Origin of the sequence: Aeromonas sp. SrichE-2G, assembly GCF_017939565.1 — a bacterium.
Classification (GTDB): domain Bacteria; phylum Pseudomonadota; class Gammaproteobacteria; order Enterobacterales; family Aeromonadaceae; genus Aeromonas; species Aeromonas taiwanensis.
In genome coordinates this window covers 439,373-462,822 of sequence record NZ_JAGKRG010000053.1, presented here as the reverse complement: position 1 = coordinate 462,822, position 23,450 = coordinate 439,373, and the positions used below count along the sequence as shown (strand labels likewise).

Sequence of the window (23,450 nt, the reverse complement as noted above, 5' to 3'; positions counted from 1 at the left end):
GCTGGCGGCGCGTTTTATGAATGCAACTGTGCGCCCGCTCACAGTGTTGTTGCTTTGCAACATTTGTAAGCGTTTTCAAGGCCTAACTGGAAGTTAGTAACTAAAAACTCGAAATAATTAGACATGAGTCATACTTTGTATTGACGAGATTAGTTCCGATAAGCGCTTGTCTTGTATAGTCCTCACCGAAATTGGAAACCTGCTTGAGCTGTGAACTTAGTGCACAGACACTGAAGTTAAATTACAAAAATGCCTGGTGGTAATGATGAATACCCTCGATAAAATTACGAACAATTTGGAAAGTTTCAGTAAATCAGAGCGTAAGGTGGCGGAAGTGATCCTGGCATCCCCCCAGACCGCCATTCACTCCAGCATTGCTACCCTGGCCAAGCTGGCGGATGTCAGCGAACCCACCGTCAATCGCTTCTGCCGTCGTCTCGATACCAAGGGCTTTCCCGACTTCAAACTGCACCTCGCCCAGAGCCTGGCCAACGGCACCCCCTATGTGAACCGCCACGTGGAAGCGGAAGACGGCCCCGACACTTACACCGCCAAGATCTTCGAATCCACCATGGCCTGCCTCGATGCCGCCAAGAACAGCCTCGACATCTCCGCCATCAACCGCTGCGTCGATATCCTGACCCAGTCCAAGAAGATCAGCTTCTTTGGCCTTGGCGCCTCTTCCGCCGTCGCCCGGGATGCCCAGAACAAGTTCTTCCGCTTCAACATCCCGGTGGTGAGCTTCGATGACATCGTCATGATGCGCATGAGCTGCATCAACAGCAGCGAAGGGGACGTGGTCGTACTCATCTCCCACACCGGTCGCACCAAGGCCCTGGTGGAGATCGCCGCCCTGGCCCGTGAAAACGATGCCACCGTCATCGGCATGACCGCCAAGGACTCCCCCCTGGCCCGCGAGTGCAACCTGGTACTCTCCATGGACGTGCCGGAAGACACCGACGTTTACATGCCCATGGCCTCGCGCATCGCCCAGCTTGCCCTGGTAGACGTACTGGCGACCGGCTTCACCCTGCGCCGGGGCATGAAATTTCGCGAAAACCTGAAGAAAGTCAAAGAAGGTTTGCGCGAATCCCGCTTTGATACCCCGCACTCCTCCTGATCATTCGGGGGTCCGCCCCCGACTGTCTATGCCACCAAGCTTGGTGTAGTATCGAAATTCAATTACACAAGACCACCCAGAGGGTCTGCAAGCAGGCGCCATGCCACACGCTTGACGGGGCAGTATTTCAAGTCATATCAACTTCACATTGGAGTCTTTCATGCCAAGACGTACAAAGATTGTCACCACACTTGGTCCGGCGACCGATCGCGACGGCATCCTCGAGGGGATCATTCGCGCCGGCGCCGACATGGTACGGATGAATTTCTCTCACGGCACTCCTGAAGATCATATCCAGCGCGCCAACCAGGTGCGTGACATCGCCGCCAAGCTGGGCCGTCACGTCGCCATCATGGGCGACCTGCAGGGCCCCAAGATCCGTGTCTCCACCTTCAAGGATGGCAAGATTTACCTCGCCATCGGCGACAAGTTCATCCTCGATGCCGCTCTCGGCAAAGGGGAAGGCTGCCAGGAGCAGGTCGGTATCGACTACAAGAGCCTGCCAAACGACGTGGTGTCCGGTGACATCCTGCTGCTGGACGACGGCCGCGTGCAGCTGAAGGTCGAGCAGGTGGAAGGCACCCGCATTCACACCACGGTGACCGTGGCTGGCCCGCTCTCCAACAACAAGGGCATCAACAAGAAGGGTGGCGGCCTCTCCGCTCCGGCCCTGACCGAGAAGGACAAGGAAGACATCAAGACCGCCGCCCGCATGAACGTGGACTACCTGGCCGTCTCCTTCCCCCGCAGCGGCGATGACCTGCGCTACGCCCGCGAACTGGCCCGCGAAGCCGGCTCCAACGCCAAGATCGTGGCCAAGGTCGAGCGCGCCGAGACCGTCGCCAGCGACGAGGCAATGGAAGACATCATCCTCGGATCCGACGCCGTCATGGTGGCCCGTGGGGATCTGGGCGTCGAGATCGGCGACCCCGAGCTTGTTGGCGTGCAGAAGAAGCTCATTCGCCACTCCCGCCGCCTGAATCGCGTGGTCATCACCGCGACCCAGATGATGGAGTCCATGATCAACGCGCCGCTGCCGACCCGTGCCGAAGTCATGGACGTGGCCAACGCCGTACTGGATGGTACCGATGCGGTGATGCTCTCCGCCGAGACCGCAGCCGGTCAGTTCCCCATCGAGACAGTGACCTCCATGGCCAGCGTCTGCGTGGGGGCCGAGAAGCACCCGAGCCTGAACGTCTCCAACCACCGCATGAGCTACACCTTCACCTCGGTGGAGGAAGCCGTCGCCATGTCCACCATGTATGCGGCCAACCACCTGGAAGGGGTCAAGGCGATCGTCGCACTGACCGAGTCCGGCACCACCCCGTTGCTGATGTCCCGCATCAGCTCCGGCCTGCCGATCTTCGCCATGTCCCCCCACAACAAGACCCTGGCCTGGGCCAACCTCTACCGCGGCGTCACGCCGGTGCTGTTTGACGGCGACGAAACCAAGCCTGTCTACGAGGTGTGCCGCGAGGCGCTGGACGCCCTCAAGACCAAGGGCCTGGTGCAAAGCGGCGACATGGTGTTGCTGACCCACGGCGACAAGATGGAAACCGTCGGCAGTACCAACACCTGCAAGGTGATGATGGTCGAGTAATCGCCTCTCTTGCCCGCAATAAAAACGGCTCCCTCGGGAGCCGTTTTTTAATGAACCCCTCCCCTAGCCGCGAAAGAGTTCCACCTTGTCGCCGTCCTGCAGGCTGCCGGCGCCGCGCACCACCACCCTGTCCCCCTGCTTGAGGGCGCCGCTCACCGCCACCTGCTGGTTGTCGCCAAACAGCACGGTCACCGGCACCCGGTTCACCTTGAGCTCCTCGCCGTGCTGCTCGACCTGATAGACCACGCTCCCCTCGGTGCCAAGCACCAGGGCATCCCGCGGCAACAGCATGGTCTGCTGCTCTCCCAGAGGCAGCGCCACCCGCACCGGCGAGCCGATGATAAAGCGGCCTGCCTCGGGTTTGAGGCGCAGTTCGATGAGGCGGGACTTGGGATCGGCGCTGGCCGCCCGCTGATAATAGACGCCGTGGCTGCTGAGCTGCTCCCCCTCCACCCGCAGCCGGGCATTCACCTCCAGCTGCTGGGCCCAGGCGATGGGCGCCCGCAACCGGATGTCCGGCTGCTCCGGATTGACCAGCTCCAACGCCCGTTCCCCTGCATCCACATGTTCACCCGGCTGGATGAAGTGCTCGTTCACCACACCATCGAAGGGCGCAAAGATGCGGCTCTTGCGCAGTTGCTCCTCAATCTGGCGCACCTGCACCCGGGCCAGCTGTTCTGCCAGCTCGGCCTGCTCCACGTCGTAACGGGCCTTGTCATACTGGCTCCGGGAGGCGCTCTTCTGTTGGTGCAACCGATCGAGGCGCTGGAACTCGGCCCGGGCGTAACGCAGGTTGCTCCCCTCCCTGGCCTGCTCCGCCCTGGCCTGCTCCAGCGAGAGTCGCAGGGTCGCGCTGTCCAGGCGCAGCAGCTCGTCCCCCGCCTTCACCTTGCTGCCGAACTCGGCTATCCACTCCACCCGGCCGCTCACCTCGGCGCTGAGCGCCGCCTGCTGGCGGCTCGCCACCGTGCCGCTGACCCAGATGCTGGCGCCCGCCTCCCCCCGAGCCACGTCCGCCAGGGTCACCATCTTGCCCTGTGCCAGTGCGGGTGCCCCGCCTGCCAGCAGAAGCGCGCCCACTACCATCCTTGTAAACATTTGTCTCATCGATGAGCTCCTTGCTCAGGCCCGCTGCCGAAGGGCTTGCGGTGCATCGGCCCGCTCGCCCAGCCGCAGGAAGGCGGGCAGCAGGATCAGGGTAAACAGGGTGCTGCAACTCATGCCGCCGACGATGACGGTGGCCAGCCCCCGGTAGATTTCGCTGCCCTCGCTCGGGCTCAGCATCAATGGCAACATGCCAAAGATGCTGGTGAGACTGGTCATGGCGATGGGGCGCATCCGGCTTTGCAGGGCATCGGCCACCGCCAGCTGGCGACTCAACCCCTCCCGCTCCGCCGTGCGGGTCTGATGCACCAGCAGGATGGCATTGTTGACCACCAGCCCCAGCAGGATGACGAAGCCGATGATGGTCAGCAGGTCCATCGGCAGCGGCACCAGGAGGCCGCTCAGACGCAGCGCCAGCACGCCGCCGACCGCGGCCAGAGGCAGAGTCAGCAGCACCAGCACGGCATCCCTGATGGAGGCGAAGACCCCCCACAGCAGGATGAGCAGGATCATCACGGCAAACAGGAAGATGCTGCCTAGGTTGTCCAGCGCCTGTTGCAGGCTGTCGGCATTGCCGGCGACCTGCAGCTCGCCGCCGGCCGGCAGTATGGGTCGGATGGCGGGGAAGCTCTTGTGCTGCAGGATCTCCAGCACCTGCTCCATGCTCATGCCGTCCGGCGGCGTGATAAAGAGCTGGATGCTGCGCCGCCCGTCGGCCCGGAAGATGCTCTCCGGCCCCAGGCTGTGCTCCACCCGCAGTAGTTCGCCCAGCGGCACGATACGCCCGGACGGGGTCGCAAGCGGCACGGCTCTGAGCTCATCCGGATTGGCCGAGCTCTGGCCCATCAGCAGGATGTCCAGCCTGTCTTCGCCGTCGAAATACTCGCCGACCCGCAGGCCATCCCCGAAGGTCTGGATAATGGTAGGCATGGGGGTGCGATCCCAGCCCACCTCGGCGAGGCGCCTGTCTTGCGGCACCAGCCGCAACTCCGGGGCAGTGAAGTCGAGGCCGGGATCCGGCCTGACCTGGGAACCAGGCAGGTCTTTCTGTACGATGGCCATGCTCTCGCGGGCCGCCCGATAGAGCTCGGGCAGAGAGCCCCCCTGGATGAGCAACGAGATGCTGTTCTCGCTGTCAAAGCCGCCAAACAGGGAGCCCTGGCCGCCGAAGGCCCGGGTGTCCGGGATATTGGCGAACAGCTTGTCCATCAGCAGGCGCTCAAGCACCTTGATCTGGGTCTCGTCCTTGGGACGCACCCCGATCTGGGCACCTCCCGGGTAGCGCAGGATGTAATAGTTCTTGAGGGCCGGCTCCTGCTCCCCCTTCATGTAGGGATCCAGCCTGGCAATCAGGGTATCTAACACCTCCTCTCGCTGGGCTTTGGGGTTGACCCCGGGGGTGAAGGTCATCCAGACGTCGATGGCATCCCTTTTCACGTCCGGCAGGTAGTTCATCTTGGGCAGCAGCAGCCAGCTCGCCAGCACGGGCAGACTCATCATCAGGGCGATGATGGCCCAGCGCCGGCGAGGCGTCGCTGTCCAGCGGATCACGTGACGGGTGGTGCCCTGCCACAGCTTGTCGTAAGGATCGATCAGCCTCTCGCGTCCCATCCAGCGCGCCGCCACCGCCGGCAGCACGGTGACCGCCACCACCATGGAGACGGTCACGGCGCAGGCGATGGTCAACGCGAGATCGGCAAACAGCTGGCCCTCCACGTCGTTGAGCAGCAGCACCGGCAGGAAGATGGCGACCGTGGTCAGGGTGGAGGCCACCAGCGCCGTCCACACTCGGCTGGTCCCCTCCAATGCCGCCTCCGACTTGCTGATATCCCCCGGCTCGGTGCGGCGGTAGATGCTCTCCAGCACCACGATGGCGGCATCGAGCACCATGCCCACCGCAAAGGCGATGCCGGCCAGGGAGATGACGTTGAGAGTGCGCCCCATCACCTTGAGCAAACAGAAGGTGAGCATGATGCTGATGGGGATGGCGATCGCTATCATCAGGGTCGCCTTGAGCCGGCGCAGAAAGACCCAGAGGATGGCGCAGGAGAGCAGCACGCCGAGCCCCAGGTTGGCGGTCACCATGCTCACCGCCCTGTTGATGTAGAGAGAGGCGTCGAACGACTGCTCCATATGCAGGCCGACCGGCTCCAGCACCTCGCGGTTGAGCTCGCCCACCTTGAGCTTGATCGCCTCCAGCGCCGCCAGGGCGTTGGCGCCGCTCTCCTTGAAGATCTGGGCCGCGATGGCGGTGTTGCCGTTCTGGATGCGCAGCACCGGGTTCTCCTCCCGGGCCAGTCGCACCTCGGCCACATCCCGCAGATAGATGGGCAGGCCGTCGCGCCAGTCCACCACCTTGTCTCCCAGGGTCTCCACGTCGTAGCGACCGGCGAAGCGCAGCTTGTATTCCCAGCGGCCGATGTCGAGGGTGCCGGCCGACACGTCCCAGTCGGTGCTAGCCCGGCTGGCCAATACCGGGATCTCCACCCCCAGCTCGGCGGCGCGGTAGGGGTCGAAGCGGACCTGGATCTGACGCTCGTTGATCCCCTCTACCTCCACGGTGGAGACCCCGGGGATCCGCTCAAGCTCCGGCTTGACCCGCGCCTCGATCAGCGCCTGATGATCGTCGATCAAGCCCTTGGCGCCAGGCAGCTGCTGGATGAAGAAGAAGGTGAGGGTATCGTTGCTGCTGTAGTTGTTGACGTAGGGGCCGTCGATGTTGTCCGGCAGGCCGGAGACCCGGTTCAGCCGCGAGATGACGTCGAGCTGGGCACGCTGCATGTCGGTGCCGAGGGCGAACTCCATGTTGATCTCGGTGAAGCCAGGGTAGCTGTTGCTGCCGATGCTTTTCAGCCCCTGCACCCCCTGCATCTCCTGCTCGATGGGGTCGGTTATCTCCGACTCCATCTCCTGGGGCGAGGCGGAGCGCCAGCTCACCGAGATGTTGAGGTGGGGACGGTCTATGTCGGGGAACAGCTGGACAGGCAGCCCCCGGATGCTGAGCAGGCCCAGCAAAAAGATCAGCACGACCGAGACCGCCACCCAGATGGGGCGTTCGATCGCCGTTTTGGCGAGGTTCATTCACTCTTCCTGAGTTGTTGTTATCGGCCATTCCAGTGGCCTTGCTTCCTGCCCCAAGGGTGGGGGCCATTGCATTAAACTGGAATTAATCCAGGTTGTAAATGCCTGGTTAAACAACAAAAAAACCGGCCACTTGGGCCGGTTTTCCATTTACTGTCGGGATCAGGCAGCGTGCACAACCGGGTTCGGTTGAGACAAGCCCTCCAGCTCGCCAGGAGCGAAGTTGTCCACCTGGATTGCCTCGTAACGCAGGGCATCGGCGGCCAGCAGCTTGTCGGCCTCCTCCTTGCCAAGGATGGATTGGGACAGGGCCGCCTCCACCAGTTCCGCTAGTGCCATCTTGCGGGGCAGCCTACCCTCCTTCTGGGCCTGCACCAGCTTCTTCTCGATGGGCTGGACGGCGACCATGGCCTGGAAGGCGCGCTCCATCAGGCCGACCGGATCCGCCTCGTCCTTGCCAACGTAGCAAAGCGCGGTCAGACGGTCGCGGAACTCGCCCGGTGTCATCATGGCCAGGCAGATGGCGTGGCAGCGGTCATCGGACGGCATCTTGTAACCCACGCCGAACGGGAAGACCACGCGCTTGAGTACGGCGCCCACCACCTTGTTCGGGAAGTTCTGGAAGAAGCCCTCGAACGCCTTGCCAATCAGGTAGAGGTTGCGCTCCACCGCGTACTGCACGAACGGCAGATCCGAGACCATGCGGCCCTGATCCTCGTAGTGCTTGAGGGTGGCGGAGGCGAGATAGAGGTGGCTCAGCACGTCACCCAGACGGGCGGAGATCATCTCCTTGCGCTTGAGATCGCCACCCAGCATCAGCATGGAGACGTCGGCACAGAGCGCCAACCCCTTGCTCATGCGGGAGAGCTGCTTGTAGTATCGGGCGGTTTCACCAGCCACCGGGGCGCTGTTGAACTGGCCCAGGGTCAGCCCCTGGAACAAGGAGCCGAAGAAGTTGCCGGTGCCAAAGGCAATGTGCTTCATCAGCAGGGCGTCGAACTTCTCGAGACCGCGCTCCACGTCGGTGTCGGCCGCCGCTTCCAGCTCGGCAAACACGTACGGGTGGCAGCGGGTGGCCCCCTGGCCGAAGATCATCAGGTTGCGGGTCAGGATGTTGGCCCCTTCCACCGTGATGGCCACCGGAATGCCCATGTAGGCGTAGCCGGTGTAGTTTTTCGGACCCAGCTGGATGGCACGACCGGCGTGGATGTCCATGGAGTCGTCCATCACCTGGCGGGCCATCTCGGTCATGTGGTACTTGGAGATGGCGGTGACGATGGCCGGCGCCTGACCGAGATCCAGAGAGCCTGCGGTCATGCGACGGGCCCCTTCCAGCTGATAGGTGAGGCCGCCAATGCGGGCCAGCGCCTCCTGCACCCCTTCAAACTTGCCGATGGACATGCCGAACTGCTTGCGCACGTAGGAGTAGGCCCCCACGGTGCGGCTCGCCATGTGGCCGCAGGCGGTGCCGAGGGCAGGCAGCGAGATGCCACGACCGGCGGAGAGGCATTCGACCAGCATGCGCCAGCCGCGACCGGCGTAATCCGGGCCACCGATGATCCAGTCGAGCGGAATGAACACGTCCTTGCCGAAGGTCGGGCCGTTCAGGAACGCCAGACCCATGGGGTAGTGGCGATCGCCGACACGCACGCCCGGGTGACTGGTGGGGATCAGCGCACAGGTGATACCGATCTCCTCCTTGTCCCCCAGCAGTTTTTCCGGGTCATACAGCTTGAACGCCAGCCCCAGCACGGTGGCGCGCGGCGCCAGGGTGATGTAGCGCTTGTTCCAGTTGAGGCGAATGCCGAGCACTTCCTCCCCCTTGTGCATGCCCTTGCAGACGATCCCCTTGTCAGGGATGGCACCGGCGTCGGAACCCGCTTCCGGACCGGTCAGGGCGAAGCAGGGGACCTCCTTGCCGTTGGCCAGCCCCGGCAGCCAGAAGTCCTTCTGGGCCTGGGTGCCGTAATGCATCAGCAGCTCGCCCGGGCCTAAGGAGTTCGGCACCATGACGGTGACCGCCACGCTCAGACTCTTGGTGGCGATGCGGGTGACGATGGTGGAGTTGGCAATCGCGGAGAATTCGCGGCCACCGTAGGATTTCGGGATGATCAGGGAGAAGAAGCCTTCCTTCTTCAGATAGTCCCAGACCGGCTCCGGCAGGTCTTTGGTTTCGTTGACGATCTTGAAGTCGTCGACCATGGCGAGCAGGGTTTCGACTTGGTTGTCGATGAACGCCTGCTCCTCCGCGCTCAGCTCGGCCTTGCCGTAGCCGTGCAGTTTTTTCCAGTCCGGGTTGCCGCGAAACAGCTCCCCGTCCCACCAGACGGAGCCGGCCTCCATGGCCTCCCGCTCGGTGGCGGACAGGGGTGGCAGTATCTTCTTGAAGATGCCAAACACCGGGCGGGTCACCACCTTTTTACGGATGGAGGGTACGCCGAGCACTACGGCTATCGCCAGCACCAGCAGGACAAGCAATGTGATCATACCGAAGTTCCTTCTATTTCACTGTTTCCGTTGATTTATTGTTGGTATTACACGGCCAGGGAGAGCCTGGTCGACTCCACGGGCGCCCCGACACCGGACGCCAGATAGGGAATAACATTGCGCACCAGCCCTTCCACATCGAGCTGCTGGCCAAAATCGGCCTGGGCGATGTCACGCAGAGCATCGGCGGAGGCCATGGTGAACACGACGGTGCCCAGGGTGAAGTGCAGGCGCCAGAAGAGATCCGCCGGCGACAAGTCCGGATTGGCCTTGGAGATGGCCTGGGTGATCCCGTGCAGGGTCGTACCGTAGTGGGTCGTGATGAAACGGCGCAGGTGGCCCTGGCTGTCGATGTAGCCGCGTCCCAGCAGCTGCATGAAGAGCGCAGGCCCGTTGGCCCGCACCGCCACCAGCTTCATCAGGGGATCGACGAAACTCTCGAACACCTGCAGCAGGGTCAGCTGATCCTGCGCCATCAGGGTCTGCAGACGCGTCTCCAGCGCCGGCATGAACAGGCTCAGGTAGCGATCGAGCACCGCCTGGATCAGCTCCTTCTTGGAGCCGAAGTGGTAGTTGACGGACGCCAGGTTCACCTCGGCCTCGCTGGTGATCAGACGCAACGAGGTATCGGCGAACCCCCGCTCGGCAAACAGCACCTCGGCGGCATCGAGAATACGGTTCTTGGTATCGATTTTACTCACAGGACACCTCTCTTAAACGAATGTTTAAAAAGTACGTTTCACACTCAGTGATGTCAAGAGAATGTGAACAGGTGTTGATGGAATGTTTTTAATCAAAAAAGGGGAACAAGAGGGGAACTTCGCGACCAGACCGGACTCTATATCTATGCCACTGCAATTAAACATTAAGTCTCGCCCAACCTGCTTCATGCTAGTTGGGCATTTTTTTACCCTGCAGCGACCCGATGCGTCGACAGACAAGCAAAAAAAACCGTCGCAGGGGCGACGGTGGGGAAAATCGGGTCGAACCATCCAATGTCAACCCATCGATGGGAGTTCAGGCTGCATCGACCAGGCCATGGTCGCAGACAAAGGTGGTCAGACTTTGTCAGTACTGGCGCAATTTGTGACAAAGTATGACAGCCAGCCACATGGCCCGACTCGGCCAATCTTGCTATGCTGACGCCTCATGCCAGAGGGGAGAGAAGATGAAGTACACGGTCGATACCCACACGCACACCGTCGCCAGCACCCACGCCTACAGCACCATCCACGACTACCTGCCCATAGCCAAAGCCAAGGGGATCAAACTCTTCGCCACCACGGATCACGGCCCCGACATGGCCGACGCCCCTCACTACTGGCATTTCGTCAATCTGCACGTCCTGCCCAGGGTGGTGGACGGGGTCGGCATCCTGCGCGGCATCGAGGCCAACATCAAGAACATCGACGGTGAAATAGACTTCCCCGAGCGCTACGAGTCGCGGCTCGACATGATCATGGCGGGCTTCCACGAGCCGGTGTTTCCCCCCTGCGATCGGGCGACCCACACCCAGGCTATGATCAACGCCATCAAGAGCGGTCGGGTCGACATGATAAGCCACCCGGGCAATCCCGCCTTCCCCATCGATATCCAGGCGGTGGTCAGGGCGGCAGCCGAATACCGGGTCGCCCTGGAGGTCAACAACTCCTCGTTCAGCCACTCCCGTGCGGGCAGCGAGGCAAACTGCCGCGCCATCGTCGAGGCGGCGCGCGACCTTGGCGCCTACCTCACCTTCGGCTCCGACTCCCACGTGGCCTTCAGCCTGGGAGACTTTGACTACTGCCACCGGCTGGTGACCGAGGCCGGCTTCCCCGAGGAGCGGATACTCGCGCGCTCCCCCCGTGCCCTGCTCGATTTCCTGGAGAGTCGTGGCCGCGCCCATATCCCGGAGTTCGTCGATCTCTAAAGACCGCTAACATCATGAGCCAACTCATAAAATTGAAGCAGCTCAATTGACTTGTCAGCCCTTTTTCACGACTCTGAAGTTCACGAAGCCGGTATAGCTCAGTTGGTAGAGCAGCGCATTCGTAATGCGAAGGTCGCAGGTTCGACTCCTGTTTCCGGCACCAGATAGACGAAGGGTTGGCCTCATCGCGAGGCCAACCCTTCGTGTTTTCAGTCGTCCTGCCCCTGGGAGCCGGGCAACACTACCCCTATGGCGCATCACCCCATGGCGTACCCGACGCGTCAGGGCTCTCCTCATAAACCACATGCTGATGACGCCCGGCGCGCTTCGCCTCATACAGCGCCTTGTCGGCCTGCTCGCAGAGCTGCTCCAGGGTCTTGCCAAACTGCCATGGTGCGATCCCTATGCTCAGGGTGACATGGCTCGCCGTCTCCGAGGCTTCATGTTTCAGTCCCATCGTCATCATCCGCTCGCGGATCCGGGTCGCCACTCGCTGCGCCCCGTCGGCATCGGTGGCGTCCAGAAAGACGATGAACTCCTCCCCGCCATAGCGCCCGACGAAGTCGATGTCCTCGCGCACGCAGGATTGCAGACAGCCGGCCACCTTCTGCAGGCAGCGATCACCGGCCGGATGACCGTAACGATCGTTGTATTTCTTGAAGTGGTCCACATCGATCATCAGCACGGCCGCGGCCTCGCTGCTCTCTTTCTTGCGCGCAAGTTTATTGCCGGCACAGGAGAAGAATGCCTGTCGATTGGGAATGGACAACAGGGCATCCATATTCAGCGAGTGGATCAGTTTTTTTGTCAGTTTGAAGTTGTTGTACTCTATCTGGGCAATAAAGCCGATGGCGCGACGCACGGCATAAAATATCATGGCAATGAATGACATCAGAAACCCAATGACCAGAATGGACATGGCAATACTGACCGAATGGTTACCCAGCATCTGGTTCAATACCAGACAGAGCAGCATCACCATGCTGAAATGGGGAATGACCAGTATGGCCCCAATATAGCTTATCGGGATCAAGACAATCAGCGCGGGTTGAATAGAGAGGATCACGGTCGCATCATGGATGACCTGATGCTGGTAATATGACAAGACCGCCAGCCAGACCATGGTGAACACATAGGTGCAGGTAATGAAGTACCGTTGAAATGCCTTGTCTGTGTGGGTACTGCTGTGTTTATTGCCGAAACACAGGGAGGGGTACACCATGAACAGAGAATAAGAGACTAGCATGGCGACCATGATATATCTGTCATAGTGAAAATCGAACATACCGGTGAACAGCGGTGCCTCAAAATGCGCATAATCAAGCGCCGTGACATAGATGATGCGAAGCAACACCACCAGCAATATCATCAGATTGGAGGCAACAAAGATCTGCATGCCTTTTCGAGACATGCCGGTGATATGTTTCACCAGAAAATCATGTTGTTGCAGCGATACCTCATCAGACAGGATGGTCGATGAGATCAGCGAGGTATCGGATTTTTCCAAGGCATTAAAAAATCGATTCTGAGCCATTTAACTCGTTCCTTCCAATCAAGAGGATCCTGTTCGTCACATCATCGTCTGTCGGTGCTGCCACCACGGTACCAGATCCCGGGCAGGGAGTGCCGGGGAGAAGTAGAACCCCTGCAGACTGTGGCACCCCATCTCCCTGAGCATCTGGATCTGCTCTTGCGTCTCCACCCCTTCGGCCACGGTATGCATGTCCAGGTCACTGGCCATCCCCAACGACAGGTGCACGGCCGAGCGGTAACGGGCATCCTTCTGCATGTTGGCAACGAAAACCCGGTCAATCTTCAGCGTGGATACCGGGCTCTGTACCAGATGCAGCAAGGACGCATGACCCGTACCAAAGTCATCGATGGCCAGCTCGACACCGTGCAGGCGCAGGCGGGACGCCGTCTCCAGCAGGCTGGGCAGATCGCCGTAATCCTCGGTTTCGGTAATTTCCAGACACAGCAGGCGCCCGGGCAACCCGTGGTATTCCAGCAGCGCGATCACGCGGTCGGCAAAGGTCGCCTTCGTCAAGGCCGACGGGGGAACGTTGACCGAGACCTGTATCTCCATGCCTAGCGCCAGCCACTGCCGGCAGTGCGCGATGGATTGCCCGAGCATCTGCCAGCTGAGTTCCGCCATCAGGTGGTGTCGCTGCAGGGGCTCGATGAAGCAGGCTGGCGACAGGGTACCACGGGTTGGATGCTCCCAGCGGGCAAGCGCCTCGACCCCCGTCAGTACACCGGTGTCAGCCTCGACTTGCGGCTGGAAATAGGCCTCGAATTGCTGCTCATCCAGTGCCTGCTGTAATTCCTGTCGATTGGGGCTAAACGCATGGGGTTCTGTATGCGGCGTTGTCAACGGCTTGGGCAGATGCCCCAGCTGCTCCTGAAGTTGCTGTCTGCTGACGGGTTTTTGCAGCGAATGGCACACAGTGACCCCTTCGAGCGCAGCCATCTGCACCACGGCATGGAGCACATCCGCACTGGCCGCACTGACCAGCAGCACGGGGCAAGGTGCCTCCCATTGCGCGAGTGAGCGCAAGAAGCTGACCCCGTCCATGCCTGGCATGTTCAAGTCACAGATCAGCACATCTGGCATCCCCTGCTGCCTGATGATGTCGAGCGCCGCCAGACCATCCCGGACTTTATGAATGGTGTCGGCCAGTGGCCTGCACAGCTCATGTAACCAGTCGAGCTGGAAGGGTTCATCTTCAATTATCAGCAAATTTGAAAGTGTGCTCATCATTTACCTCATGAACCATCACCTCTTTACACTCTCGCCAATAAATCAATATTTTCGCGGATATTGGAATGAGTCACTTTATATTCTATAGAGATGATTATTGACGTTGAATATACATGGTCATCACAGTCTTTAACGGAGCGGCACCAGGCCTGAATGCATCACCTTGTAGGTGTATTCTGGTGCTGACAGAAATGCCTCCCGCGGCAATTTTTATCAAAAGCATTGCAAGACAGCTGTTTACACATCCATCCATTTATTTATTACTCCCTCTCTTTAATCCATTTGTTATTTTCGTCTTGGTAAGAGGGCCTGCATTGGGGTTTGTATTTTAATCAGAAGGGATGGGTAAGTCTGTTCCCTAAAGAACAGACCTTGCCGCCGAATCGCCATAGGATAATAAGTGAACAGATTGTCCCCTCAGGCTGATATGTCCCGGGTCGGGTCCCACCGCTATTTCCTCGAATGGAGATCGCCTCTGACAATGCAGTGACAGCATGAGGCTCGTAAAAAGACCCACGATTGTTCAGCATCACTATGACAAGCAGCGAGGTTTATTATGAACGCATACCAATTTGAACAGACCCATGGGGTTTCACAGCACCATTTGAATCAGGATTATGTGCTCGAACTGCTTGCCGACGACCTTGCGCTCGTGCAGTCACTGCTGACGAACTACCTGCAGATGAGTCCCGACGAGATGGCAGGCCTGAAGCTGGCCATAGAGGCGGCGGATACCGCCCTGATCAAACAACACGCTCACCGTCTGCGCGGCCTGCTGCGCTACTTCGGAGCCCAGGACCTGGAAGACATGCTGCTTGAGATGGAGGTCACCGATGCCGCCACCGAGCACGGGGAACTGCAAGTCAGCTATCAGTTGTTCACCGAGGCCGCCCGGATACTGACGCAGGAGGTCCAGGCATGGCTCGACCGCCTCGCGCCCTCCTCGACTTGCAGTGAAGACGACAGACGCGCCCTTGCCTGTGACAGTGCTTGACAACTTCCCCTTTGCGGCTCATCAAATGGAACCTTCAGGGACATTTCATCGAGGAGTCGCATCCATGGATCGCCATACCCGGCCGCAGGCTGACGAGATCCGGTGGCCTTGCTCGCTGCCGGCCAGCACCCAGGCACAACTGCTGAAGATCGCCCGCCACTACGATCCTGCCCAGCTCGGAGGAAACCTCCCCGGCGTGCTCTATGTGGCGTCAGGTTGCCTCATCGGCTATGCCACCCACGCCGGCATGGAGAACTCTCTGGGCCTCATCTTCGGGCGCGGCAGCTGGTTTGGCACCCAGTACATTCACAACCCGACCTACACGCCGGTCGAGTTTTTCGAGCCCCTGTTACCCACCGAGCTCATCCTGTTCCCGAAAGAGGAGCTCGAGCCCCTGCTGGAGCAGGATCCCCATCTCTACAAGTTCCTGTTCTATATCGCCCAGTACATGGGCCGCCTTGCGATCCAGATGGGGAGCAACAGTCTGTACTGCCTGACCACCCGCACCGTCTATGTGCTGCTGGAGCTGGCGACCAAGCATGCCCTGGCCAACGATCGCGAGCCCAGCCTCGAGATCACCCAGCAGACCCTGAGCCGGATCATCGGCATCAGCCGCCCCCGCCTCAACGAGGTGCTCAAGCAGCTTTCCGCAGCCGGTGAACTGCTCCTGGGCAGGGGCGAGATCACCTTGCTGGACATGGCCGCCCTCAAGACCCGGCTCCCCCCGCTCGGCTTCACCTACCACGACCCCGCACCGCACACGGCGCAGGAGGATGCCGGGGCCCGGCTCCCCTCCCCCTGAGCCCGTGGATGACCAGCATCCGGCTGGCAACGCCTGACCTGTGCCCTCCCCGCGAGAAGGGCGGCCTCTCTTCCCGCCATAAAAAAGGGGCGAACCCTGTGGTTCGCCCCTGATGTTTGTTACGTCAACCCCGACGGGTCAACCCTGTTTGTCAGATGCCAACTCTGCATCCTTCGGCGCCTGCCAGCCGCCGCCGACCGCCTTGTAGAGCGCGACCTGGTTGCCAAGCTGGGCCAGTCGGGTGCTGATCAGCCCCTGCTTGGCACTGAACAGGGAGCGCTGGGCATCGAGTCGGGTGAGGTAGCTGTCCACCCCCTGCTCGTAGCGCACCTCCGCCAGCTTGAAGTAGGTCTGGTTCGCGTCCACCAGTGCCTGCTGCGCCTGCAGCTGCTGCTCGTAGTCCGCCTGGGCGCCAAGGGCATCGGCCACCTCCTTGAAGGCGGTCTGGATGCTCTTCTCGTAGCTGGCCACCGCCTGTTTGGTGCTCACCTCGGCCACGTCCAGATCCGCGATGCGCTTGCCGCCATCGAAGATGGGCAGGCTTATCTGGGGCATGAAGGTCCAGGTGCCGGTACCACCGTCAAACAGGCCGCTCAGCTGGTTGCTGGCAGTGCCCGCCGTCGCGGTGAGCGAGATGGTCGGGAAGAAGGCAGCCCGCGCCGCGCCGATATTGGCGTTGGCCGCCTTCAGACTGTGCTCCGCCGCCAGGATGTCCGGGCGTTGTTGCAGCAGGCTGGAGGGGGCGCCCACCGGGATTGCGGCCAGTTGCACCTCGGCCAGGGTCGCCGGTTGTCCGTCCAGCACCGGTGCCTCGGTGCCGAGCAGCAGGGCCAGGCCGTTTCTGTCCTGTTTCACCTGCCGCTGGTACTGGGCCTGGCTGACCCTGGCACTCTCCAGTGCGGTACGGCTCTGGGCCAGCTCCATCTCGGAGGCGGCCCCCAGCCGGTACTTGTGCTCGGTCAGGGCATAGCTCTCCTGCTCGGTCGCAAGCGTCGCCTGGCTCAGGGCCAGCAGCTCCTGATCCGCCAGCAGGGTGAAGTAGGCGTTCGCCACCGAGGCCACCAGGGCGATCTGGGTGCTGCGCTGGGTCTCGATTTGAGCAAGGTAGGTTTCCAGAGCCTGATCTTTCAGGCTCTGGATCCGGCCAAACAGATCCAGTTCATAGGCGGTGATACCGATGTCTGCACCGTACTGGCTGCTGATGGTGCCCTGCCCCGTGCTGCTGAGATCGTCGGATCCCTGCTGGCGGGTGCCGCTGCCACTGACGGCCAGGGTCGGCAGTTGGGCCGCCCGCTGGATCCGGTATTGCGCCTCATAGGCCTCGACATTGAGGGCGGCGAGGCGCAGATCCCGGTTGTTCTCGAGGGCCGTGCCAATCAGCTTTTGCAGCGCCGGATCGAGGAACTGCTCGCGCCAGGGGGCAAGCTCCCCCCTGGTGGCCAGATTGTCTTGCCAGGAGGCCCCTTGCGGTAGCTCGGGCCGCTGGTAGTCGGGGGCCATGGAACAGCCCCCCAGTATCAGGGTCACGCCGAGGGCAATCAGGGTCTTAGTCATGTTTGATCTCCTTGGCGTGGGCAATGCGCTCCTCGGCGCTGTGGTGCTCGGTGAAGTAACGCATCACCAGCACGAAGAACAGCGGTACGAAGAAGATGGCGAGCACGGTGGCGCTGATCATCCCCCCCATCACGCCGGTACCGATGGCGTTGCGGCTGCTGGCACCGGCACCGGTACTGATCACCAGGGGCAGTACGCCCAGGATGAAGGCGAGCGAGGTCATCAGGATGGGGCGCAGACGCTGACGCGAGGCCTCCACCACGGCTTCCCCGAGCTTCATCCCCTTGTCGTGCAGCTCCTTGGCAAACTCGACGATCAGGATGGCGTTCTTGGCCGACAGACCTATGGTGGTGAGCAGGCCCACCTGGAAGTAGACGTCGTTCTCCAGCCCGCGCAGGGTCGCGGCCAGGATGGCCCCCAGCACCCCGAGCGGCACCACCAGCATGACCGAGAACGGAATGCTCCAGCTCTCGTAGAGGGCCGCCAGACAGAGGAAGACCACCAGCAGCGAGATGGCGTACAGGGCCGGCGCCTGGGAACCCGCCTGACGCTCCTGGAAGGAGAGACCGGTCCACTCGATGCCGATGCCTTCCGGCAGCTGTTTCACCATCTCCTCGATGGCGGCCATGGCGTCACCCGTACTCTTGCCCGGCGCCGCCTCACCGACGATCTCCATGGCGGAGACGCCGTTGTAACGCTCGAGGCGGGGCGAGCCGAAGCTCCACTCGGTGCTGGCGAACGCGGAGAAGGGCACCATCTGGCCTGCGCTGTTGCGCACGTACCACAGCTTGAGATCCTCCGGGCTCATCCGGAACGGCGCATCCGCCTGCAGATAGACCTTCTTGACCCGGCCTCTGTCGACGAAGTCGTTCACGTAGGACGAGCCCCAGGCTGCGGACAGGGTGTTGTTGATGTCGGAGATGGAGAGCCCCTGGGCAAGTGCCTTCTCGTAGTCGATCTTGATGTCGAGCTGGGGCGTGTCTTCCATCCCGTTCGGGCGTACCCGTACCAGGTTGGGATCCTGCGCCGCCATGCCGAGCAGCTGGTTGCGCGCCGCCATCAGCTTCTCGTGACCCAGACCGCCACGATCCTGCAGATAGAAGTCAAAGCCGGTGGCCGTCCCCAGCTCCGGGATGGGAGGCAGGTTGAAGGCGAAGACCTGGGCTTCCTTGATGCTGAACAGGAAGCCCATGGCGCGGCCGATGATGGCGTTGGCGCTGCGCTCTTCCCCTTTGCGCTCGCTCCAGTCCTTGAGCTTGATGAAGGCCATGCCGCTGTTCTGACCGCTACCGGCGAAGCTGAAGCCCGCCACCGTCAGCACGGAGTCGACGTTCTCCTTCTCGTTCTCGAGGAAGTAGTCGCGCATCTCGGCGAGCACCACTTCGGTACGCTCCTTGGTGGCGCCGACCGGCAGCTGCACCATGGACATGATGACCCCCTGATCCTCTTCCGGCAGGAAGGAGGTGGGCAGGCGCATGAAGAGCACCGCCAGCACGCCCAGCATGGCCAGGTAGATGATGCTGTAGCGGGTCCCCTGCTTGATCACCTTGCGCACGCCGTTCTGGTAACGGTTGGCATTGGTGTCGAAGAAGCGGTTGAACCAGCCGAAGAAGCCGCGCTGGGCACCGAACTCACCGTGCTTCATGGGCTTGAGCAGGGTGGCACAGAGCGCCGGGGTCAGGATCAGGGCCACCAGCACAGAGAGCACCATGGCCGAGACGATGGTGAGGGAGAACTGGCGATAGATGGCACCGGTCGAGCCGCCGAAGAAGGCCATGGGCACGAACACTGCCGAGAGCACCAGGGCGATGCCCACCAGGGCACCGGTGATCTGGGTCATGGACTTGCGGGTCGCCTCGAGGGGGGAGAGATCCTCCTCGCTCATCAGACGCTCCACGTTCTCCACCACCACGATGGCGTCATCCACCAGCAGACCGATGGCCAGCACCAGGCCGAACATGGTCAGGGTATTGATGGAGAAGCCGAACGCCGCCATGACGCCGAAGGTGCCGAGCAGCACGACGGGCACGGCGATGGTCGGGATCAGGGTCGCCCGGAAGTTCTGCAGGAACAGATACATGACGCAGAACACCAGGAAGATGGCCTCGATCAGCGTCTGAACCACCTCCTCGATGGAGATCTTCACGAACGGCGTGGTGTCGTAGGGATAGACGATCTCCATGTTGGCCGGGAAGTACTCGGAGAGCTCGCCCAGCTTGGCGCGCACGTGCTCGGCGGTATCCAGGGCGTTGGCACCGGTCGCCAGCTTGATGGCGACGGCGGCGGTGGCCTGGCCGTTGTAGAGCGCGGTGGCGTCATAGTTCTCGCCAGCCAGCTCAACCCGAGCCACGTCCTTGAGCTGCACCTTGGAACCGTCCTGGTTCACCCGCAGCAGGATGTTGTTGAACTCCTCCACGGTGGAGAGCCGGGTCTGGCCCATGATGGTGGCGGTAAATTGCTGATCGCTCACCGCAGGGGTGCCTCCCAGCTTGCCGAAGGCCACCTGGGCGTTCTGGGCCTGGATGGCGCTCTGGACGTCAGCCGGGGTCATCTGCACCCGGTTGAGCTTGTGGGGATCGAGCCAGACGCGCATGGAGTACTGGCTGCCGAACAGAGTGATGTCACCCACCCCGTCCAGTCGGCTCAGGGGCTCCTTGATGTTGGCCACCACGTAGTCGGCCAGGTCATCGTTGGTCATGCTGCCATCGGTGGAGATGAAGGCGGCCACCATCAGGAAGCTGCTGGAGGTCTTCTGGACCCGCACCCCCTGCTGCTGCACCTCTTGGGGCAGGAGCGACATCGCCTGTTGCAGCTTGTTCTGCACCTGCACCTGGGCGATGTCGGGATCCGTGCCCGGCTTGAAGGTGAGGGTCACGCTGACATTGCCGGACGAATCGGATTGCGCCGACATGTAGAGCAGGTGATCCAGCCCCGTCATGTTCTGTTCGATGATCTGGGTCACCGAGTCTTCCACCGTCTTGGCGGAGGCACCCGGGTAGCTGGCGGAGATGCCAACCGCCGGCGGGGCTATGGTCGGGTACTGGGCCACCGGCAGGGCGATGATGGCCATGGCCCCGGCCAGCATGATCACCAGGGCGATCACCCAGGCGAAAATGGGTCTATCTATGAAAAAACGTGCCATGAGGCGACTACTCCATCCTACTGCTTGGTTGCCGGGGTTTGCTGAGTCTGTGCGGTGCTGGCGTGTTCAGTGGGTGCCACCGCAGCCCCGGGTTTGACTTTCTGCAGACCGGCGACGATCACCTTCTCGCCGGCATTGAGGCCGGATTCCACGACCCAGCTGTCGCCGTACACGCGACCCAGCTGCACCTCGCGCAGTTCCACCTTGTTGTCGGCGGTCACCACCATGGCGGTCGCCCCGCCCTTGGGGGTACGGGTCACGGCGGTCTGCGGCACCAGCAGACCTTGCGGGCGCTCGCCCTCCTGCAGGGTGGCGCGCATGAACATGCCGGGCAGCAGCAGTTGATTCGGGTTCGGCACTATCACTCGCAGGGTCACCATGCCGGTGGTCTCGTCCACGGTCACGTCGGAGAACTGGAGCGAGCCTTTCTGGCCGTACTGGCTGCCATCTTCCAGCTGGAAGCTGACGCTGGCGTCCCCCTTCTCCCCCTGGGTCAGCTTGCCGGCTGCGACCTGGCGCTTGAGGCGCAGCAGATCGGCGGTGGACTGGCGCACGTCCACATACATGGGATCGAGCTGGGAGATAGTCGTGAGGCTGGTGGCTTGCTGGGCCGTCACCAGGGCCCCTTCGGTCACCGCTGACTTGCCGATGCGACCGCTGATGGGTGCGGTGATGCGGGTATAGGCCAGGTTGATGTTGGCGCTCTGCAGGGCCGCCTTGGCAGACCCTATCTCGGCAACCTGCTGTTTCCAGGCCGCGTCGGCGTCGTCATACTCCTGGCGGCTGATGGCTTTCACCTTCACCAGCTCGGCATAACGCTGGGCCTTGAGACGGGCGCTGCGCTCGTTGGCCTCGGCCTTGGCAAGGTTGGCCTTGGCGCTGGCCACTTCGGCCTGATAGACGGCGGGGTCGATCTGGTAGAGCAGCTGCCCGGCCTTGACATCGCTGCCTTCGGTGAACAAGCGCTTGAGGATGATGCCGTTCACCTGGGGGCGAACCTCGGCCACCCGCAGGGGGGCGGTGCGGCCGGTGAGCTCGGTCATGAGTTGCAGCGGTGCACTGTGAAGGGTGACCACGTCCACGGCCGCCGGGGGCATCTCCATGGCCTGCTGGGCCTCTCCCTTGTCACCACAACCAGCCAGCAGGCCACTTGCCAGCAAGGCAAGGCCGACCGAACGTGCGAGAATATGTTTATCCATGAAATCTCTGAGCCTCTGTTTCAATCAAAAAAAGTGACAAAAACCACAGGGTTTATAAGGCCCCTGTTGGTAAAACTGCGAAGATGAAGTAATATACATACATTCATGAATGTATGTAAGAAACTTTTATCACTATTTAGACAGGATCGGAGCCAATGGCCAGACGTACCAAAGAAGAGGCACAGCAGACCCGCTGCCGCATCATGAGCACGGCGCTGGATCTCTTCTGCCAGCAAGGGTTGGCGAAGACCAGCCTGACCGACATCGCCAAGGCCGTGGATCTCACCCGAGGGGCCATCTACTGGCACTTCAAGAATAAAGAAGAGCTGTTCGTCACCCTGTGGGAAGAGCTGTGCGCCCCCCTCTCCCACCAGCTCGACGCCTGCGTCGACGAGACGGAGCCGGATCCCCTCGGCAAGCTGCGGGTCTTCCTCAAGGAGGTGATGCTCAAGATAAGCTCAGAGCCCGCCCACCAGCAGATGTTCACCATCATCTTCAACCTGGAGCCGATGGAAGGGGAAGCCGCGGCCCTGCGGGATCACATGCGCCAGCGCTCCATCGACTTCTTCCAGGATCTGGAGATCACCCTGGCCAATGCGGTGCGCCAGGGTCAGCTGCCAGAGGGGCTGGATCTGCGCCGCGCCACCACCCTGCTGCACTGCACCCTGGACGGCTACATCATCAACTGGCTGCACTTCCCGGAGCGCATCGACCTCGCCCGGGAGGCGGACTTCCTGCTCGACACCCTCTTTGGCCTGCTCGCGAGCGCCTCCCCCGCCCTTCGCCAGCATTCTTGAATGAAGGCGATGGCGGGAAAGCCCTCGCCAACGCTCAACAGCCGGGGGCGAATTTGCTAGAGTAGCCGCCCCCCACCGAGATGAGCCCGATGTCTTTGCCACACACTCCCGCCACGGCTGGCGACGCCGCCCCTCGCCCGGCCCTCCTGGCCGGGGCCCATGCCCCCTTCCTCGCCCTACAGGGCAGCGGCCGCCACCTGCTGGAGGCGGGCTGCGGCGCAGGGGAGGATCTGCGCCTCTTCCGGGAACAGGGCCTGGTCGTGACCGCCTTCGATGCGAGCCGGGAGCAGGCCGCCGCCGCCTCGCGCCTGTGCGGCCAACCGGTGCGCGTCTGCCGCTTCGAGCAGATGCGAAGCGTCGTCCCCTATGACGGCATCTGGGCCGGCGGCTCCCTACCCTGCCTGCCCGAGCAAGAGATAGCCCCGGCGCTCGGGCACCTGGCCACCCTGCTCAAGGTCGGCGGCCCCCTCTACTGCTCCTTCCCCCACGGGAATGGCGAGCCCTTGCCGCGCTCGGAGGAGTATCCGCTCCAGACCCGGCTCGACGAGCCCGGGCTGCAGCGCCTCATCTCCCCCCTGCCCTTCGCACTGCACCGCCACTGGTGCAGCGAGGACGAGGTGAACGGCCGCTGGCTGCATGTCCTGCTCATCCGGCGCTGACGCCCCGGCTCCGATGGGAGGCGAAACGCGCGCTGACCGTCCGCCCGGGTTGCCCGGTACAGAGACACTGTCAGCGCCCATCCAGGCCTGATAGACATAGAAACAAATAGTTGTGGAGCGCCCTATTAACAAAATTTAACCCCACATTAACCAGCATAAGGCAGACAAGATGCGGTGTTTGTGTTAAAAAGCGGCATTAAAATCATTATTTAATAACAAAACAGACACCAACACCTGGATT

General features: G+C 61.7%; 16 protein-coding genes and 1 tRNA gene. 8 read left to right on the top strand and 9 right to left on the bottom strand.

Going from position 1 to position 23,450, the window contains the following annotated elements; all coding sequences use genetic code 11:
* Nucleotides 1-265: 265 nt before the first annotated feature.
* Together J9885_RS18510 and pyk are read left to right on the top strand one after the other, a co-directional pair.
* The gene (locus J9885_RS18510; RefSeq protein ID WP_029314760.1) at nt 266-1,120 is read left to right on the top strand and encodes a MurR/RpiR family transcriptional regulator; all 855 of its coding nucleotides are present in this window, start codon (nt 266-268) and stop codon (nt 1,118-1,120) included.
* 160 nt (nt 1,121-1,280) lie between these two features.
* The gene (gene pyk, locus J9885_RS18505) at nt 1,281-2,720 is read left to right on the top strand and encodes a pyruvate kinase (RefSeq protein WP_210550335.1); all 1,440 of its coding nucleotides are present in this window, start codon (nt 1,281-1,283) and stop codon (nt 2,718-2,720) included.
* A gap of 63 nt (nt 2,721-2,783) precedes the next feature.
* Here pyk and J9885_RS18500 read toward each other — a convergent pair whose 3' ends face one another.
* The 4 genes from J9885_RS18500 to J9885_RS18485 form a co-directional block, all read right to left on the bottom strand.
* Complete coding sequence (locus J9885_RS18500; protein WP_210550334.1) at nt 2,784-3,827, bottom strand: efflux RND transporter periplasmic adaptor subunit; 1,044 nt, start codon at nt 3,825-3,827, stop codon at nt 2,784-2,786.
* 15 nt (nt 3,828-3,842) lie between these two features.
* Nucleotides 3,843-6,905 (bottom strand): efflux RND transporter permease subunit, encoded by a 3,063-nt coding sequence (locus tag J9885_RS18495; RefSeq protein WP_210550333.1) that lies wholly within the window; start codon nt 6,903-6,905, stop codon nt 3,843-3,845.
* Between the two features lie 162 nt (nt 6,906-7,067).
* Entirely contained in the window at nt 7,068-9,392 is a 2,325-nt protein-coding gene (locus J9885_RS18490; RefSeq protein ID WP_210550332.1) for an acyl-CoA dehydrogenase, read from the bottom strand.
* Nucleotides 9,393-9,439: 47 nt separating this feature from the next.
* Entirely contained in the window at nt 9,440-10,093 is a 654-nt protein-coding gene (locus tag J9885_RS18485) for a TetR/AcrR family transcriptional regulator (RefSeq protein WP_210550331.1), read from the bottom strand.
* 467 nt (nt 10,094-10,560) lie between these two features.
* Here J9885_RS18485 and J9885_RS18480 point away from each other — a divergent pair, with 467 nt between their 5' ends.
* Both J9885_RS18480 and J9885_RS18475 read left to right on the top strand, forming a co-directional pair.
* Nucleotides 10,561-11,301, top strand: a complete 741-nt coding sequence (locus J9885_RS18480) for a phosphatase (RefSeq protein WP_043759317.1) — start codon at nt 10,561-10,563, stop codon at nt 11,299-11,301.
* A gap of 87 nt (nt 11,302-11,388) precedes the next feature.
* A tRNA-Thr gene (locus J9885_RS18475) sits at nt 11,389-11,464 on the top strand.
* A gap of 84 nt (nt 11,465-11,548) precedes the next feature.
* Here J9885_RS18475 and J9885_RS18470 read toward each other — a convergent pair.
* Both J9885_RS18470 and J9885_RS18465 read right to left on the bottom strand, forming a co-directional pair.
* Nucleotides 11,549-12,835, bottom strand: a complete 1,287-nt coding sequence (locus J9885_RS18470) for a GGDEF domain-containing protein (protein WP_210550330.1) — start codon at nt 12,833-12,835, stop codon at nt 11,549-11,551.
* A gap of 36 nt (nt 12,836-12,871) precedes the next feature.
* On the bottom strand, nt 12,872-14,062 hold the full coding sequence (locus J9885_RS18465) for an EAL domain-containing response regulator (protein ID WP_210550329.1): 1,191 nt from the start codon (nt 14,060-14,062) through the stop codon (nt 12,872-12,874).
* Nucleotides 14,063-14,618: 556 nt separating this feature from the next.
* Here J9885_RS18465 and J9885_RS18460 point away from each other — a divergent pair.
* Entirely contained in the window at nt 14,619-15,056 is a 438-nt protein-coding gene (locus J9885_RS18460) for an Hpt domain-containing protein (RefSeq protein WP_210550328.1), read from the top strand.
* A gap of 64 nt (nt 15,057-15,120) precedes the next feature.
* Nucleotides 15,121-15,858, top strand: coding sequence for a Crp/Fnr family transcriptional regulator (locus tag J9885_RS18455; protein ID WP_210550327.1), 738 nt, complete (start codon nt 15,121-15,123; stop codon nt 15,856-15,858).
* A gap of 138 nt (nt 15,859-15,996) precedes the next feature.
* Here J9885_RS18455 and J9885_RS18450 read toward each other — a convergent pair whose 3' ends face one another.
* From J9885_RS18450 to J9885_RS18440, 3 genes are read right to left on the bottom strand one after another with little or no spacing between them, the layout of a single operon-like run.
* Nucleotides 15,997-17,412, bottom strand: a complete 1,416-nt coding sequence (locus J9885_RS18450) for an efflux transporter outer membrane subunit (protein ID WP_210550326.1) — start codon at nt 17,410-17,412, stop codon at nt 15,997-15,999.
* On the bottom strand, nt 17,405-20,554 hold the full coding sequence (locus J9885_RS18445; protein WP_210550325.1) for an efflux RND transporter permease subunit: 3,150 nt from the start codon (nt 20,552-20,554) through the stop codon (nt 17,405-17,407). Before J9885_RS18445 ends, J9885_RS18450 begins: the two co-directional genes overlap by 8 nt.
* Nucleotides 20,555-20,571: 17 nt before the next feature.
* Nucleotides 20,572-21,753: an efflux RND transporter periplasmic adaptor subunit gene (locus J9885_RS18440; protein ID WP_043759300.1), complete on the bottom strand. Its 1,182-nt coding sequence runs from the start codon at nt 21,751-21,753 to the stop codon at nt 20,572-20,574.
* 155 nt (nt 21,754-21,908) lie between these two features.
* Between J9885_RS18440 and J9885_RS18435 the strand changes: the two genes are divergently transcribed.
* Together J9885_RS18435 and J9885_RS18430 are read left to right on the top strand one after the other, a co-directional pair.
* Nucleotides 21,909-22,550, top strand: coding sequence for a TetR family transcriptional regulator (locus tag J9885_RS18435; RefSeq protein ID WP_210550324.1), 642 nt, complete (start codon nt 21,909-21,911; stop codon nt 22,548-22,550).
* A 95-nt stretch (nt 22,551-22,645) separates the two neighbouring features.
* A complete protein-coding gene (locus J9885_RS18430) occupies nt 22,646-23,209 on the top strand; it encodes a class I SAM-dependent methyltransferase (protein ID WP_349237401.1) in 564 nt (187 codons plus the stop codon).
* Nucleotides 23,210-23,450: the final 241 nt, after the last annotated feature.